The sequence below is a fragment of the Morganella sp. EGD-HP17 genome (genome assembly GCF_000512315.2).
In the GTDB taxonomy this organism is placed as follows: domain Bacteria; phylum Pseudomonadota; class Gammaproteobacteria; order Enterobacterales; family Enterobacteriaceae; genus Morganella; species Morganella morganii.
The window spans coordinates 230,672-247,908 of record NZ_AZRH01000001.1; the positions used below are offsets into that span (position 1 = coordinate 230,672).

Sequence of the window (17,237 nt, forward strand, 5' to 3'; positions counted from 1 at the left end):
CTCCTTATTGGGACTTCCTGGCAGATTCAGTTTCTTTCGGCGCAGCTGTTGCCGGCTGTGCATTTAAATCCACCTCTGTTGCCTTAACGACAGCACCCTGCTTGATTTTCTGGAAGCCTTCGACAACAACACGTTCGCCGTTATTCACACCGGCGGTAACCAGCCATTTGTTACCATATGCCTGGCCGACAGTGACCGGACGGACTTCGATTTCGTTTTTGGCGTTAACCACGTTAACCACCGCACCGCCTTTTGCTGTACGGATAACCCCTTGCTGCGGAACCAGGATGGCGTCAGGACGCACACCTTCATCCACACGGGCGCGGACAAACATGCCCGGCAGCAGGGATTCCTGCGGGTTAGGGAACACAGCACGCATGGTGATGGAGCCGGTGGTTTCGTCGACAGTCACATCGGAGAATTCCAGATAACCTTTATGGGTATAATCTTTGTTTTCAGCTGTCACCAGGCTGACCGCAACTTTGCCCTGTTCTTTATCCACGGCACCGCTGGCGATTTCGTGTTTCAGGCGCAGATAATCATCGCTGGACTGGGTCACATCCACATAGATAGGGTCAATCTGCTGAACCAGTGTCAGCGGCTGGCTCTGACCTGTTGCCACTAATGCACCTTCAGTCACGTTTGATTTACCGGACAGACCGGAAATCGGTGAAGTGACTTTGGTATAGTTCAGGTTGATTTGTGCTGTCTGAACAGCTGCCTGTGCAGCCCGGACCGCAGCCTGAGCCTGTGCATGTGTGGAGACAGCCTCATCATAATCCTGGCGGCTGATATAGTTTGTTCCCAGCAACGGTTTATAGCGGTTCACTGTCAGGCGGGCCAGTTCGGCATTCGCTCTGGCTTTTGCCAGTTCAGCCTGCGCGCTGTTCAGCGTGGCCTGAAAAGGAGCCGGATCAATTTGATAGAGCGATTCGCCTTCTTTGACGTCACTTCCTTCTTTGTAGTTGCGTTTTAAAATAATGCCGCCGACCTGAGGGCGCACTTCCGCGATGCGGTAAGCAGAAGTTCGTCCCGGCAGTTCCGTGCTCACTGTCAGTGGTGCAGCTTTCAGTGTGACGACTTTAACATCCGGCGGTGGCATTTCGCCCCCTTGCTTCTGCTCTTCACCACATCCGGACAGCAGAAAGCTCCCGGACAGAACGAGCATCGCCAGAGGTAGAACGCCTCTGTTTTTTCGCATAGTAAACCTCTATAAAATGTCGATTTTTAACCGGTAAATATGGTTGATTAACTAATAAATCAGCGTGCTATAATACAAACATACACGAATGTATGTAAATTAACTTCAGATGACACAGGCCTTACATGGCACGAAAAACTAAACAACAGGCCGGAGAAACCCGCCGCCAGATTATTGATGCCGCGTTAACCGCCTTCAGTGAGCAGGGCGTGTCTGCGACGTCATTAGTGGATATTGCAAAACAAGCAGGTGTGACCCGTGGTGCGATCTATTGGCACTTCAAAAATAAAGTTGATCTGTTTACTGAAGTCTGTTCGATAACCGATACGAAAATTGGCTTTATTGAACAAGAGTATCGGGCAAAATACCCGGATAATCCACTTTTAGTGTTTAAGAAAATATTAATTTACATTCTGACGTCTGTGGCTTCCGATCCCAAAATGCGGGCTATTCTGAGCATTTCATTTCATAAATGTGAATTTACCGGTGAAATGAGCGAATTAATTACCATCAGACAAAATTTATATGCTGCGGAATACTCAAGAATAGAGTCGTTCCTGATTGAAAGTGTCACACTGGGGCTGCTGCCTTCTACTCTCGACCTGCGTCGTGCCGCCATCATGCTGCGCGGAATGATAACCGGGCTGTTAGAAAACTGGCTCTTTTCCAGCGAGAGTTTTAATATCAGCGGGCAGGCTGAATATTTGGTTGACGGTTATCTGGATATGTTAATGCTCAGTAAAAATATGCAGCTACCGCCGGCAGACGCCTGATTTACATTTTATAACATTAACCTTAAGGATATCATGTATGAAGCCTGTATTAATTATTGCCAATGGCGCTGCGTATGGCAGTGAATCTTTATTTAACGCACTGCGTCTGGCAATTGCGATTAAAGAGCAGGACAGTCAGGTGCCGATGAATGTTTTTCTGATGTCAGATGCGGTGGTTGCCGGGTTACGCGGTCAGCAGCCGAAAGAGGGTTATAACCTGAAACAGATGCTGGAGATCCTGGTGGCACAGAAAACAGACATTAAGCTGTGCAAAACCTGCACCGATGCCCGCGGTATCACTGAGCTTCCGCTGGTGGACGGCGTGCAGGTCGGGACACTGGCCGAGCTGGCGCAGTGGTCACTTGATGCAGAAAAAATCATTACCTTTTAATCAGATAACCTGAAACAGACAGCCGGGGAAGGGCAGATACAGGTGGATATTATTATGAAGCGAATCAGCCGTGTCCCGGCTTCCGGTCTGCTGAGGCAGATTTTCCTCCGTCTTTTTACCTGTTTCATATTTCTGCTGCCGGTGCTGGTTCAGAACAGCGCGGTGGCGGCCGTACAGGATATTCCTGACCGCAACACCATTCAGACCGAACTCAATGCCCTGAATAACCGCAAAGAACAGACTGCCGCTGATAAGCTGTCAGTGCAGGATCTGGAGCGGGCGCTGGTGTTTTATGACAATCTCGATGCCCTGAAAGAAAAATCACAGGCACTGAAAAAACGGGTGGATGAAGCCCCGAAACTGTCAGATCAGGTCACACAAAAATTAACGCAGATAAAATCATTAACTGATGAAGGACTGGCGGAATACCGGGCCTCCATTGAAAATCTGCCGCTCTCGCAACTGGAGCTGAAACTTAACAGCACCCTTGAGGCGTTGCAGACCGCACAGAATAACCTCTCTTCTTATAATAGTGATCTGATTGCTCTCCAGACTCAGCCTGAGCGCGCACAGAATATTATGTACGGTAATGTGCAGCGTCTGCAGCAGATCCGCGTCCTGCTGAATGATTCGATGGCGGCCCAGAAAGTGCTGCGGCCGACGGAAATTGAAGCCCTTCAGGTGGAGCAGTATTACTTACAGCAGCAGATTGATTATCAGAAACGGGCATTACAGTCGAACACCCAGTTACAGAATCTGCTGCAGGTGCAGCGTGACTATGTGGTGGAGCGCATCAAACAGCTGGAAAGTAATATTGATGTAATTCAGGAAACGGTCAGCGGCAAGCGGCTGGATTATTCGGAAGAGGCGGCCAAAGAGGCGCAGAGTTCGGATGATACCCAGCGCAATATGCAGGATGATCCGCTGGTGCAGCGTGAAATCGCGCTCAACCATGATTTAAGTGAAAAACTGGTCGCCGCCACCCGCGATAATAACCAGTTGGTGCAGCGCTCTATTAAGGTACGCAGTATTCTGGATCGCGCACTGCAATCCGAGCGCAACCTCAAAGAGCAGATCACCGTGCTGCGCGGCAGCCTGCTGCTCTCCCGTATCCTGTTTAAAGAGCAGATCTACCTGCCGCCGGATTTGCTGATTAAAGATTTGCCGGACCGGATTGCGGATATGCGTTTGGCGCAGTTTGAAATCAACCAGCAGCGCGACAAGCTTTATCAGCCGGACAACTTTGTCAGCACCATGATTGACGAGTACGCCAAAACCCATGATATGCCGGCGACCGCAGCAGAGCTGCGGGCTCAGAAACATGCGCTGATGCAGGTGGTGTCTGTCCGTCAGGATTTATTGGATCAGCTGAATACCCAGATGGGTAACCAGATTTCCCAGGCGATTAACCTGCAGCTGGATCAGACTCAACTGGTCACCGTGGTGTCCTCACTGGAGAAAACCCTCGCGCAGCAGATTTTCTGGGTCAACAGTAACAAACCGGTCAACCTGGCCTGGTTCCAGTCCTTCCCGGGCGCGGCCAAACAGGAACTGACGTCACTGGATCTGAACTGGTCGCTGCAAAGCCTGATCAACGGTTTTGTCGATTCCCTCTTTATTACTATTCCGCTGCTGATTATTGCGCTGCTGCTGCGTTTCGGCACCAAGAATATTGATACCAAACTTGCTGAAATTAATGCTGATGTCGGGCGGCTGAAAAAAGACCGCCAGATCTACACACCAATGGCGCTGGGACTGATGCTGATCAAAACCCTGCCGTCCTCACTGTTTGTGATTGCCTTCGGCTATTTCTGCCTGAAAACCGGCAGTGCGGATTCCGCACTGATGTGGACTATCTCCCGCCAGCTGGCTCTCTTCTGGGTGCTGTTCGAGTGGAGTTACCGGATTATGAAACCGGAGGGAATTGCAGTCACACACTTCGGGATCGATCCTGAAATCTGCCGTACCGGCCGCCGCAGACTGGTGCGCCTGGCGCTGCCGCTGCTGCCGATTATGCTGTGGGCGGCTTACGGGATGGAATACCCGCTGCGCCTGGTGGATGATGTGATTGGTCAGCTGGTGGTGCCGGTGGCACTGGTGTTTGTCTTTGCATTCACATTGCCGTTCTGCATTGAAATCTGGCGCGAGAAGGGCTCTCATCTGGTGCGGGCGTTCCTGCTGACTTTACTGACATTCTCCCCGCTGGTACTGGTGGTGCTGGTCGGGCTGGGGTATTACTACACGGCACTGCGCCTGAGCAGCCGCTGGATAGACAGTCTCTATCTGCTGCTGCTGTGGTATATCGTCTATCATACCAGTCTGCGCGGCCTGGCACTGGCGGCACGGCGTCTGACCTATCAGCGTGCGCTGGCCCGCCGGCAGAAACAGCAGGTTCAGCATAAAGAGCAGCATGAGGGGGATGATGTCCCGGATGTGATTGTGGAAGAGCCGCCGATGTCGATGGAGCTGATTAACCAGCAGTCACTGCGTCTGACCTCGATGGTTCTGTTTATTGTCTTTGCAGCGGCGTTCTACGGCATATGGTCTGATTTTATTACCATTTTCTCCTTCTTTGACAGTATCACGCTGTGGCATTACAACGTCGATACCGCGCTGGGGAATGTGGTGGAGGCAATCACGCTCGGGGATCTGATCCTGTCTGTCCTGATTGTGGTGGTGTCCTGGATAATGATGCGCAACCTGCCCGGTCTGCTTGAAGTCCTTGTACTCTCGCGGCTCTCGCTGCGCCAGGGCACCTCGTACGCTATCACCACCATTCTGACTTATATGATTGTCGGGATCGGGACGATTGCCGCGTTCGGCACCCTCGGGGTGTCGTGGGGTAAATTACAGTGGCTGGCAGCAGCCTTAACCTTCGGTCTCAGCTTCGGGTTACAGGAAATCTTTGCTAACTTTGTTTCGGGTATCATTATTTTGTTCGAACGCCCGATCCGTATCGGCGATACCGTCACTATCGGTACTTTCTCCGGTACGGTTAACAAGATCCGCATCCGTGCGACCACGGTGATTGATTTTGACCGCAAAGAAGTCATTATCCCGAACAAAGCCTTTATGACCGAGCGCCTGACCAACTGGTCACTCTCTGATACGGTAACGCGGATTGTGATTAATGTCGGTGTGGCTTACGGCTCGGATCTGGCGAAGGTGAAAGAGGTCTTGCTGAAAGCGGCTACGGATAACCCGAAAGTAATGACCGACCCGGCGCCGGGTGTGTATTTCACCGAGTTTGGTGCCAGCAGCCTCGATCACCAGCTGCGTTTCTATGTGCGCACTATCGGCGACCGCAGTGCCACCACGGATGAAGTGAACCGCGCGATTGACCGGATGGCGCGCGAAAACGATATTAATATCGCCTTCAATCAGCTGGAAGTGTATCTCCACGATCAGAACAGCGGCAAAGAAGTACAGGTGCAGGGAAAAGAGAAGGATGACGGCGCTCAGCCGGCCTGATCGTTCTCTGTATCGCGCAGTTTGTTTTCATAATCGCGGCGGACAATCTGTAACGCCGCGAGCACGGTTGCGGCCGGGATGCGGTTCTCTTCCAGCAGACAGATAAGATCGACCGCCAGTTTTACCTCATCGGGGGCATTTTCAAGACTCATGGGGTATCCGGTATCTGATTAAAATTCGGTGCCGTCGTGGCGTTCAATCTGCCGCTCTATGCGCTGTAAAGCCTGACGGCAGCGGACAAGGCGTCCGGCCAGAGCCGCCAGCTCTTTCTGGATTTTTTGCTGTTCGGCAAAGGTCTGTGCGCGGCCGAGTGCCAGTTCGCGGTCATCGGTCATCTGAGCCAGGCGGCGCTCATAATCCTGATGCTGCGCCAGACGCTGATACAGATCCACCTGGCTGTCCCGTTTCACATAGCTCTGTTCTTTCTGCCGCAGCGCCTGAGTGGCGGCCTCGCGGTTCAGTGCCGCAATCTGGGCGACAATTTTTTCTGCCAGAAAACGTACCTGCTCAGCCCTGTTTTCGTCCGCACACTGCGCCAGCTGGTCAGTATGGTGCAGTAATTCATCCATGCACAGGCGCAGGGTTTTATTACGGGCGGCGAACAGGGTATCATCGAAGCGGCGCTGGCTCAGTTCCCGGTCTGCTATCGGGGCAATCTGTGTTTCCAGCGCGCTGATTTTCTGTCGCAGCGCCTGTAACAATTGTCTGGTGTTCATTATCCGCCTCAGTGAAATGTGCCCGGGATCGTCGTTGAGGATCTGTTGAGGATCTATAGTTACAGAAGCATTTCTTAGTCTGTTTGATATAAAACAACAAATAATCGGCAAAGTCACGGGATACGGTTGCAATTTTCCCCTGATTTGCATAGATTCTGAGGTTTCGTGTTATCTCTATGGCACCCATTATGAGCGCAACTGCTGAACAACTGCAATTTATTAAAGAAAGTATCCGGACTATCCCTGACTATCCTAAGGAAGGGGTACTGTTTCGCGACATCACCACATTACTGGCCAACCCGGAAGCCTATCGTCTGACGATTGATATGCTGGTGGAGCATTTCGCAGACAAAGGAATCACCAAAGTCGTGGGCACTGAAGCCCGTGGATTCTTATTCGGCGCACCGGTTGCGTTACGTCTGGGTGTCGGCTTTGTGCCGGTCCGCAAAAAAGGGAAATTACCGTGTGATACCCTCAGCGAGACCTATGATCTGGAATACGGCACTGATACCCTGGAGATGCATAAAGACAGCATCAGCAGTGGTGACAACGTGCTGGTTGTCGATGACCTGCTGGCCACCGGCGGTACCGTCAATGCGACTATCCGTCTGATCCGTCGTCTGGGCGGTGAAGTGCATGAAGCAGCCTTTATTATCGGCCTGCCTGATCTCGGCGGCGCGGAACGCCTTGAAGCGGAAGGTGTGCACAGCTTCTGCCTGCTGGAATATGCCGGCGGCTGAGTCTCTCCCCGTATTAAACGCAAACTCAGCCTCGCCCATTGTGGTGAGGCTGTGGTAGCATGATGGAAAATCATGTTCACTCTCTGCGGAATCCATGAGCTATCAAGTCCTTGCCCGTAAGTGGCGACCACAAACATTTTCACAGGTTATCGGTCAGCAGCATGTTCTGACAGCGCTCGCAAACGGGCTGGAACATCAGCGGCTGCATCATGCCTATCTCTTTTCCGGTACCCGCGGGGTCGGAAAAACCACCCTGGCACGCCTGTTTGCCAAAGGTCTTAACTGTGAGCAGGGCATCACGGCCACGCCGTGCGGTAAATGCCAGAACTGCCTGGAAATTGAGCAGGGGCGGTTTGTTGATCTGATTGAGATCGATGCCGCATCGCGCACCAAGGTGGAAGATACCCGTGAACTGCTGGATAACGTCCAGTACGCCCCGTCGCGCGGGCGTTTCAAAGTCTATCTTATCGACGAAGTTCACATGCTCTCCCGTCACAGCTTTAATGCGCTGCTGAAAACCCTGGAAGAGCCGCCGGAGCACGTCAAATTCCTGCTGGCAACCACCGATCCGCAAAAACTGCCGGTGACGATTTTATCCCGCTGCTTACAGTTCCATCTCAAAGCGCTGGATGTGGATCAGATCAGTCAGCAGCTCGATACCATTCTGACCGCAGAACAGATTGAAAACGATGCCCGTGCACGGCTGTTACTGGCCCGTGCCGCAGACGGCAGTATGCGTGACGCGCTGAGTCTGGCGGACCAGGCGATTGCCCTGGGGGCCGGAAAAGTGACCACCGACGTGGTAACGCAGATGCTCGGCACTCTGGACGACGAACAGCCGCTGACTATCCTGGAAGCCCTGGTGAAAGGGGATGGCGTTCAGGTGATGAACGGCGTGAATGATGCCGCATCACGGGGCGCGGACTGGGATAACCTGCTGACAGAAATGCTGGCCGCGCTGCATAAAATCGCCATGCTGCAACTGCTGCCGGTACAGGATAACAGTGCCGGGGTGACAGAAGAACGTCTGCGCATCCTGGCCCGGGCCATTGCCCCGGCGGATCTGCAACTCTATTATCAGACACTGCTGGTCGGCCGCAAAGAGCTGCCGTATGCCCCTGACAGACGCATGGGCGCTGAAATGGCACTGCTGCGCGCACTGGCATTTCATCCGCGTAATGTGATTGATGAAGTGATCACCGCGCCGTCCGTGGTACCGGTCTCTCTGCCGTCACAGCCGCAGACAGCGGCACCGGCCGCACCGGCGCGCAGTACGCCGCCGCCGGCGATGCCGCAGGAAACGGAAAACAACCCGACAGCTCAGTTGCTGAAAGCCCGTGACGCACTGAACCGGCAGGAGATCCCGCCGTCAAAAAAGTCTGAGCCGGTTACCTCAACAGAGAAGGGTAAACCGGCGAACTCAGCACTGGAGCGACTCGCTGCCGTGACTGAAAACCGCCGGGGCCGTGCTGTGTCTGCACCGCAGCCGAAAGTATCCGGTAAACCGCAGCCGTATCAGTGGCGTCCGCAGAAACAGGATGAACCGGAAGAGAAACCCCCGGTTGCGCGGCCGAAAGATATCAAAAAAGCCCTTGAGCACGAAAAAACGCCGGAAGTGGCTGAAAAACTGGCTGTTGCTGCCCGGGAACGGGATCCGTGGGCGGCGGATATTGATAAAATGCAGCTGCCGAAACTGGTGCAGCAACTGGCGCTGAACGCGGTGAAAGAGCAGACCGGGGAAGACAGTATCTGTCTGCATCTGCGCACCTCACAGCGCCACCTGAATTCAAAATCAGCACACAGCGTGCTGAGTGATGCACTGAGTGAACTTTATGGTAAAGTTATCAGTCTCACAATTTGTGAAGACGATGATGTCAGCATGAAAACGCCGCTGGAATGGCGGCAGGCTATCTATGAAGAGATGCTGGCGCAGGCGCGTCAGTCCATTGTGACGGATAAAACCATTCAGACTCTGCTGACCTTTTTTGATGCGGAACTGGATGAAGAGAGTATCCGGCCTGTTTAACCACCTTGCGTTAGAATACGCAATTTAGTCAAAGAGAGAAAACTATGTTCGGTAAAGGCGGTTTGGGCAATCTCATGAAACAAGCCCAGCAAATGCAGGATAAAATGCAGCAGATGCAGGAAGAGATTGCAAATACGGAAGTCACCGGTGAATCCGGTGCAGGCCTGGTTAAAGTGACTATCAACGGCGCACATAACTGCCGCCGCGTGGAAATCGACCCAAGCCTGATGGAAGACGACAAAGAGATGCTCGAAGATCTGATTGCTGCCGCATTCAATGATGCCGCGCGTCGTATCGACGAAACCCAGAAAGAAAAAATGGCGTCAGTCTCCAGCGGAATGCAGCTGCCGCCGGGCTTTAAGATGCCGTTCTGATGCAAACCAGTCCGCTTCTTGAAGCACTGATGGACGCCCTGCGCTGCCTGCCGGGCGTCGGGCCGAAATCGGCACAGCGTATGGCGTTTCAGCTGTTACAGCGCGACCGCAGCGGCGGGATGCGTCTGGCACAGGCACTGACCCGTGCCATGTCGGAAATCGGCCACTGCCGGGACTGCCGGACCTTTACCGAGCAGGAACAGTGCACTATCTGCGCCAACCCGCGCCGTCAGCAGACCGGTCTTATCTGTGTGGTGGAAAGCCCGGCGGATATCCACGCGATTGAGCAGACAGGGCAGTTCTCCGGCCGCTACTTTGTGCTGATGGGACACCTGTCACCGCTGGACGGCATCGGTCCGATGGATATCGGGCTGGATAAACTGGAGGAGCGGCTGTCTCAGGAAACCATCACTGAGGTGATCCTGGCTACCAATCCGACAGTGGAAGGGGAAGCCACTGCCAACTATATTGCGGAAATGTGCGCGCAGTATGATGTTTCCGCCAGCCGTATCGCCCACGGCGTACCGGTCGGCGGTGAGCTGGAAATGGTGGATGGCACGACCTTGTCCCACTCCATCGCCGGACGTCAGAAAATCCGTTACAACAGCGATTACTGACGGCGGTTTCTGCCTGTTACCCGGACAGACGGCCTGTGCCGTCTGTCACTTTTCCTCAGAATTGTCACAAAAAATTCCCCGTTTGCCTTGAAAACCCAAAGACCGGCCCCACCTGATTTTTATCCTGTTTTTTTTCGTTGATAAGTCAGTCTGAGGTTATTCATGAGTCTGCAAGAACAAGAAACCCGTGGTTTTCAGTCAGAAGTAAAACAACTTCTGCAGTTAATGATCCACTCACTTTATTCCAACAAAGAAATTTTCCTGCGCGAGCTTATCTCCAACGCTTCTGATGCGGCCGATAAGCTGCGTTTCCGTGCCTTATCCGACAGTTCACTGTATGAAAATGACGGTGATCTGCATGTCCGGCTGTCCGCTGATAAAGAAAAGCGCACTCTGACCATCAGTGATAACGGTATCGGGATGACCCGCGATGAGGTCATCGACAACCTGGGTACCATTGCCAAATCCGGCACCAAAGCTTTCCTGGAATCACTCGGCTCTGACGCGGCCAAAGACAGCCAGCTGATCGGCCAGTTCGGGGTGGGCTTCTACTCCGCTTTTATTGTGGCGGACAAAGTCACTGTGATCACCCGTGCGGCGGGTGTGCCGTCTGATCAGGCGGTGTTCTGGGAATCTGAAGGGGAAGGGGATTACTCCATCGCCAAAACCCATAAGGATTCACGCGGTACCGAAATCACCCTGCATTTCCGTGAAGGGGAAGATGAATTCCTCGATGACTGGCGTCTGCGCTCGGTTATCGGCAAATATTCCGACCATATTGCGCTGCCGGTGGAAATCGAAAGCAAAAATGAAGAAGACGGCACTGTTATATGGGAAAAAATCAACAAAGCTCAGGCACTGTGGACGCGCAATAAGAACGATATCAGTGATGAAGAATATAATGAGTTTTACAAGCATCTCTCCCACGATTTCGCTGATCCGCTGACATGGGCGCATAACCGCGTGGAAGGGAAGCAGGAGTACACCAGCCTGCTCTATATCCCGTCCGTGGCTCCGTTTGACCTGTGGCACCGCGACCAGCGCCGTGGCCTGAGCCTGTATGTCCAGCGCGTGTTTATCATGGATGACGCGGAACAGTTTATGCCGAACTATCTGCGCTTTGTGCGCGGCCTGATAGATTCCAATGATCTGCCGCTCAACGTTTCCCGTGAGATTTTACAGGACAGTGCCGTCACCCGCAGCCTGCGCAGCGCACTGACCAAACGTGTTCTGCAGATGCTGGAAAAACTGGCCAATAATGACGCGGAAAAATACCAGACCTTCTGGCAGCAGTTCGGCCTGGTTCTGAAAGAAGGCCCGGGTGAGGACAGCACCAATGCGGAGCTGATCGCCAAACTGCTGCGTTTTGCCAGCACGAAGGAAGACACCTCCGCGCAGACCGTTTCCCTGGCGGATTATGTATCCCGCATGGCGGAAGGTCAGGAGAAAATTTACTACATCACCGCAGACAGCTATGCGGCTGCGAAAAACAGCCCGCACCTGGAACTGTTCCGTAAGAAAGGCATTGAAGTGCTGCTGCTCTCCGATCGTATCGATGAGTGGATGATGAATTACCTCAATGAATTTGAGGGTAAAACCTTCCAGTCTGTCAGCAAAGCGGATGAATCGCTGGAAAAACTGGCGGATGAAGATCCGGCAGCGAAAGAAGAAGCGGATAAAGAGCTGGCTCCGTTTGTTGAGCGTGTGAAAACACTGCTCGGCGACCGTGTGAAAGAGGTGAAACTGACCCATCGTCTGACCTCCACCCCGGCGATTGTCACCACCGACGCCGATGATATGAGCACTCAGATGGCGAAACTGTTTGCCGCCGCCGGCCAGCAGGCACCGGAAGTGAAATACAACTTCGAGCTGAATCCGGAGCATCCGCTGGTGAAACTGGCCGCAGAACAGCAGGACGAAAGCCGCTTTGCCGACTGGATCAATCTGCTGCTCGACCAGGCACTGTTTGTTGAACGCGGAACCCTGGAAGATCCGAACGAATTTGTTTCCCGGATGAATAGTCTGTTATTAGGCTAAAAACAGGCGTTCCCGCGCCGGGTGAGCACAATCGCGCATAACCCGCTTAAAAACCACATGATTTCATGACGATCATGTGGTTTTTTTATTGAAATGAGGAAAAACGAACGTCAGAGTTTCCCCGCTTTTCTTGAGTCCATACCCTGACAAATGGTATGGTAGCTTGTTTTTATCCGAATTATAAAAAAGCAACCAGCAAGGGGTTTACGCAATGCGTATTATTCTGCTCGGCGCTCCGGGCGCCGGTAAAGGGACTCAGGCTCAGTTTATCATGGAAAAATACGGGATCCCTCAGATCTCGACGGGTGACATGCTGCGTGCAGCAGTGAAATCCGGCAGTGAATTGGGTCTCCAGGCAAAAGAATTGATGGACAACGGCAAATTAGTGACTGACGCATTAGTTATCGCACTGGTTAAAGAGCGCATCAAACAGGATGACTGCCGTAATGGTTTCCTGCTGGACGGGTTCCCGCGTACCATTCCGCAGGCAGATGCAATGAAAGAAGCCGGTATCACCGTTGATTTCGTTCTGGAATTTGATGTTCCGGATGAAATTATCGTTGACCGTATTATCGGCCGCCGCGTACATGCGGGCTCAGGCCGTGTGTATCATGTAAAATACAATCCGCCGAAGACAGAAAATAAAGACGACGTGACCGGTGAAGAACTGACCATCCGTAAAGATGATCAGGAAGAGACCGTCCGTAAGCGTCTGGTGGAATACCATCAGCTGACTGCACCACTGATCCAGTACTATCAGAAAGAAGCTCAGATGAGTGACGTGAAATACAATCGTATTGACGGCACCCGTCCGGTAAGCGAAGTCAGTCAGGAATTAGCCCGTATTCTGGGTTAATCCGGCACTTATTTCTGTCAGGCAGCCAAACGGCTGCCTTTTTTTATCCTGCGCCGCCGGTGAACCAGCAGCCAACGAACCTGCGGACAAAAGGATGAAGAACATGAAGAACATGGCAGAAAAGAATAAGAATCATTATATACAATGCATTACCCTGACAATCATTCTCAGTTGCTGACAGGATTTTCTGATGACAAATCAACACAAACGCGGCGTTTTACTGGTTAACTTAGGTACTCCGGATGCACCGGAAACCCCGGCGGTAAAACGCTATCTGAAGCAGTTTCTGAGTGATCCGCGTGTGGTGGATGTCTCTCCGCTGCTCTGGCAGTGTATTCTGCGCGGTATTGTGCTGCCGTTCCGCTCGCCGCGTGTGGCGAAGCTTTATCAGTCTGTCTGGATGGAAGAGGGTTCCCCGCTGCTGGTATACAGCCGCCGTCAGCAGGCGGCACTGGCGGCGCAGATGCCGGGCACACCGGTCGAGCTGGGAATGAGCTATGGTTCACCATCACTGGAATCCGCCGTTGATGCCCTTCTGGCACAGGGGGTGACACATCTGGATGTCCTGCCGCTGTACCCGCAGTATTCCTGCTCAACCACCGCTGCGGTGTTTGACGGGCTGGCGGATATCTTTAAACGCCGCCGGACATTCCCGTCACTGCATTTTATCCGCAGTTACGCGACACACCCGCTCTATATTGAGGCACTGGCGCAGTCAGCGGAGGCCGCATTTGCGGAGCACGGGGTGCCTGACCGGCTGATTTTATCCTATCACGGTATTCCTGTCCGTTATGCGAAAGAGGGTGATGTTTACCCGGCAGAATGTGAGGCCACGACGACATTGCTGCGGGAAAGGCTCAATTTTCCGGCTGAACATATCATGCACACTTATCAGTCCCGTTTTGGCCGTGAGCCGTGGCTTACGCCTTATACTGATGAAACAATGAAGTTATTACCCTCAAAAGGCGTGAAATCTGTTCAGGTGATGTGCCCGGGATTTTCGGCTGACTGCCTGGAAACGTTAGAGGAAATTAAGGAACAGAATAAAGCATTATTTTTGTCTTCCGGCGGGGCGGAATATCATTACATTCAGTCCCTTAATGACGCTGATATTCATATAAAGCTGTTGCAAGAGTTGGTTGGCTAGTTTTTTCGCATTCCAATCTGGAATAGTCCGAAATATACCACTGTTATGCGTAGAATTTTAAGAAATTAATGTTAACATTAATCATGTAACAATTAATTAGCTGAAAATGACAGATATTATTGTTCATTTTAAGTGAAATTCAGTACTTCATCGCAGACAGGACAGGTGCTACGGACATGGTGAATGAGAAGGGTTCAGTGAACCTGAATAATGACGAGATCGATATTATTGATCTGCTGAAACTGTTATACCGCCATAAGGTTTTTATCGTCATTGTGACCGTATTATTCGCTGCCGCCGGGTTCGGTGTCTCCAAAATACTGCCGCAGAAATGGACCAGTACCGCCGAAGTGACGGCAACAGAGCTTCGTGACATGCCGGAGCTGGATAAAGTCAGCCAGCAGATGAATGCACTCAATGTGACTGCGGTATCTGATCTGCCGGCTGCATTTAATGTGTTCGGTACTGTCTGGCAGTCGCCGTCAGTACAGGAATCATTCCGCCTCTCACAGGGCGATACTGCTGTTTCCGGCTCTTTTGGTTTTCAGAAAACGGACGGCGATATACTGAAACCGACTACTGCCAAAGTGACCTTCACTGCGGCAGATCCGCAAACAGCACAGCAAATGTTGTCGGATTACCTCGATTACACCGCACAATACAGTCAGAATGTGATGCAGACGCAGTTACAGGAAAACCTGGCCGCTGCGCTGAGTGCCGGTCAGAGTCAGTATAATGTGGCGCTGGTGAGAGCGGAACATCAGCGGGAGCAAACACTGGCTTACCTGGCTGCAGCTGAACGGGTTGCACCGGCGGCGGCATCTGTTCCGCCTCAGAATCCGGAAGCTGACCCGGTTGCCTCTTACAGTGCCATGGGGCGTCCGGCAGTGATGCAGATGAGAGACTCCCTGAAAGCTCTGGATTTACCGGCTGTGGATGCGGAACTTCTGGACAGAGCCTATGCGCTGAAAACCATCAAAAGTATCGCGCCTTTCTCACTGAACATTGTTCCGTTCACCGTGACCGAGTCCCCGGATCTGCCGGTGGTGAAAGACGGCCCCGGCACTAAAATGTATCTCATCGCATCCGCCTTTTTAGGGTTTATTCTGTCAGTGATGGCGGTTTTCGCATGGAATATGTTTGTTAACAGAAAAAAATCAGCATAATTTCCGGTTGAGCGGACATTGAGGGTTCTGTCCGCTCACATTCTTCCCCGCGTTATGATAAAATACGCCATCTTTTTTTCCGGCCATGAACCTTTATGAAATTCCCCGGCAGACGCAAATCCAAACACTATTTCCCGGTCAGCCTGCGTGACCCGTTATTACAGCCTGTCCAGCTGATGAAAGATGATGAAAATACCCGCGCGTATATCGTTGGTATTGATCAGACGCTGGTGGATATCGAAGCCAATGTGGATGATGATTTTATCCGCCGTTATCAGCTCAGCCGCGGCCATTCGCTGGTGATTGAGGATGATGTGGCTGAAGAGCTGTACCGTGAACTGATTGAGCGTTCGCTGATCACCCATGAATTTGCCGGTGGTACTATCGGTAATACCCTTCACAATTATTCTGTTCTGGCGGACGACCGTTCCGTGCTGCTGGGCACCATGTGCAATAATATTCAGATTGGCAGCTATGCCTATTATTATCTGTGCAACACCTCCAGCCGTATGGATCTCAACTATTTACAGGGTGTCGACGGACCGATTGGCCGCTGCTTCACCCTGATCAGTGAAAACGGCGAGCGGACATTTGCCATCAGCCCCGGGCTGATGAACCAGCTGCGCCCGGACAGCATTCCGGAAGCGATAATTGCGGAAGCCTCCGCGCTGGTACTGACCGCTTATCTGGTGCGCTGCAAACCGGGCGAACCGATGCCGGATGCCACCATGAAAGCTATCGAATATGCCCGGAAATATGATGTTCCGGTGGTTCTGACTCTGGGCACCAAACATGTGATTGCAGAAGATCCGCAGTGGTGGCGTGATTTCCTTGCGGAAAATGTCTCTGTGCTGGCAATGAATGAAGAAGAAGCACTGGCACTGACCGGCATTGCTGACCCGCTGCTGGCGTCAGATAAAGCCCTGGACTGGGTGGATCTGGTGCTGTGTACCGCAGGTCCTGCCGGGTTATATATGGCCGGTTATTCAGAAAAAGAATTTATGCGCGAAACCACCCACCCGCTGTTGCCGGGCGCGCTGGCGGAGTTTAACCGGTATGAATTCAGCCGTGCAATGCGTCAGAAAGATTGTCAGGACGCGGCGCGGGTCTATTCCCATATCGAACCTTATATGGGCGGCCCGGATAAGATAATGAACACCAACGGTGCCGGCGACGGGGCATTATCCGCATTACTGCATGATATTACGGCCAACAGCTATCACCGGATGAATATCCCGAACTCCAGTAAGCATCAGCGCCGTTATCTGACATACTCTTCACTGGCGCAGGTCTGCAAATATGCCAACCGCGTCAGCTATCAGGTACTGATTCAGCACTCACCGCGTCTGACCAAAGGGTTACCGGACCGGGAAGACAGCCTGGAAGAGTCATACTGGGAACGCTGATAAAATAACTGAAAAAAATGCCGGAATTATCCGGCGTTTTTTATGGGTAATGAAATATAATATCAGAGTAAATGAATTTCCATATGTTATTTCCCTCCCTGAATTCAGATTTATTAAAATTGATATTTTAAGCTCTGACAAAAAAATTAAATAATCTGAAATTAATAACTCAATATATTACCTATAAAGGTGATCCGTGTTGTGCATCAGACATCATCAACTTTACTGATGAAGTTAAGGTGAAAAATTCACTTTAACCTCAGGTTATGTTGAGGTTTAAGCTTCAGTCATTCCCGGCAAGAGAGGCTTGCCAGAT

The 17,237-nt window shown here is 52.1% G+C and carries 15 protein-coding genes; 12 read left to right on the forward strand and 3 right to left on the reverse strand.

Annotation, left to right across the window (positions count from 1 at the left end; translation table 11 throughout):
• Positions 1-4: 4 nt before the first annotated feature.
• A complete protein-coding gene (locus X965_RS01055) occupies positions 5-1,201 on the reverse strand; it encodes an efflux RND transporter periplasmic adaptor subunit (protein ID WP_015422955.1) in 1,197 nt (398 codons plus the stop codon).
• Positions 1,202-1,326: 125 nt separating this feature from the next.
• On the opposite strand from X965_RS01055, the gene acrR reads away from it, so the two are divergent.
• The 3 genes from acrR to mscK are packed head-to-tail and all read left to right on the forward strand — an operon-like array spanning position 1,327 to position 5,836.
• The gene (gene acrR / locus X965_RS01060) at positions 1,327-1,974 is read left to right on the forward strand and encodes a multidrug efflux transporter transcriptional repressor AcrR (protein ID WP_004236476.1); all 648 of its coding nucleotides are present in this window, start codon (positions 1,327-1,329) and stop codon (positions 1,972-1,974) included.
• Between the two features lie 37 nt (positions 1,975-2,011).
• The gene (locus X965_RS01065) at positions 2,012-2,365 is read left to right on the forward strand and encodes a DsrE/DsrF/TusD sulfur relay family protein (protein WP_004236477.1); all 354 of its coding nucleotides are present in this window, start codon (positions 2,012-2,014) and stop codon (positions 2,363-2,365) included.
• A gap of 54 nt (positions 2,366-2,419) precedes the next feature.
• Positions 2,420-5,836, forward strand: coding sequence for a mechanosensitive channel MscK (gene mscK / locus X965_RS01070; RefSeq protein ID WP_082457266.1), 3,417 nt, complete (start codon positions 2,420-2,422; stop codon positions 5,834-5,836).
• Here mscK and rsmS read toward each other — a convergent pair.
• Positions 5,824-5,988, reverse strand: coding sequence for a pleiotropic regulatory protein RsmS (gene rsmS, locus X965_RS18820; protein WP_004236479.1), 165 nt, complete (start codon positions 5,986-5,988; stop codon positions 5,824-5,826). The two genes, mscK and rsmS, sit on opposite strands and share 13 nt — an antisense overlap.
• 18 nt (positions 5,989-6,006) lie before the next feature.
• The gene (priC, locus tag X965_RS01075) at positions 6,007-6,552 is read right to left on the reverse strand and encodes a primosomal replication protein PriC (RefSeq protein ID WP_036416664.1); all 546 of its coding nucleotides are present in this window, start codon (positions 6,550-6,552) and stop codon (positions 6,007-6,009) included.
• A 176-nt stretch (positions 6,553-6,728) separates the two neighbouring features.
• On the opposite strand from priC, the gene apt reads away from it, so the two are divergent.
• The 9 genes from apt (at position 6,729) to X965_RS01120 (ending at position 16,921) form a co-directional block, all read left to right on the forward strand.
• A complete protein-coding gene (apt, locus tag X965_RS01080; RefSeq protein WP_024474610.1) occupies positions 6,729-7,292 on the forward strand; it encodes an adenine phosphoribosyltransferase in 564 nt (187 codons plus the stop codon).
• Positions 7,293-7,386: 94 nt separating this feature from the next.
• Positions 7,387-9,318, forward strand: coding sequence for a DNA polymerase III subunit gamma/tau (dnaX, locus tag X965_RS01085; RefSeq protein WP_032097920.1), 1,932 nt, complete (start codon positions 7,387-7,389; stop codon positions 9,316-9,318).
• A 44-nt stretch (positions 9,319-9,362) separates the two neighbouring features.
• The gene (locus tag X965_RS01090; protein WP_015422952.1) at positions 9,363-9,692 is read left to right on the forward strand and encodes a YbaB/EbfC family nucleoid-associated protein; all 330 of its coding nucleotides are present in this window, start codon (positions 9,363-9,365) and stop codon (positions 9,690-9,692) included.
• Entirely contained in the window at positions 9,692-10,309 is a 618-nt protein-coding gene (gene recR / locus X965_RS01095) for a recombination mediator RecR (protein WP_004236484.1), read from the forward strand. Before X965_RS01090 ends, recR begins: the two co-directional genes overlap by 1 nt.
• Positions 10,310-10,471: 162 nt before the next feature.
• Positions 10,472-12,346 carry a molecular chaperone HtpG gene (gene htpG / locus X965_RS01100; RefSeq protein ID WP_036412853.1) on the forward strand — a complete coding sequence of 625 codons (1,875 nt, stop codon included), beginning with the start codon at positions 10,472-10,474 and terminating at the stop codon, positions 12,344-12,346.
• Between the two features lie 211 nt (positions 12,347-12,557).
• Positions 12,558-13,202: an adenylate kinase gene (adk, locus tag X965_RS01105; RefSeq protein ID WP_004236486.1), complete on the forward strand. Its 645-nt coding sequence runs from the start codon at positions 12,558-12,560 to the stop codon at positions 13,200-13,202.
• Positions 13,203-13,392: 190 nt separating this feature from the next.
• Positions 13,393-14,349, forward strand: coding sequence for a ferrochelatase (gene hemH / locus X965_RS01110; protein ID WP_036416668.1), 957 nt, complete (start codon positions 13,393-13,395; stop codon positions 14,347-14,349).
• 176 nt (positions 14,350-14,525) lie between these two features.
• Positions 14,526-15,515 carry a Wzz/FepE/Etk N-terminal domain-containing protein gene (locus X965_RS01115; protein ID WP_036416670.1) on the forward strand — a complete coding sequence of 330 codons (990 nt, stop codon included), beginning with the start codon at positions 14,526-14,528 and terminating at the stop codon, positions 15,513-15,515.
• 95 nt (positions 15,516-15,610) lie between these two features.
• Positions 15,611-16,921, forward strand: coding sequence for an inosine/guanosine kinase (locus tag X965_RS01120; RefSeq protein ID WP_036416671.1), 1,311 nt, complete (start codon positions 15,611-15,613; stop codon positions 16,919-16,921).
• Positions 16,922-17,237 lie beyond the last annotated feature (316 nt).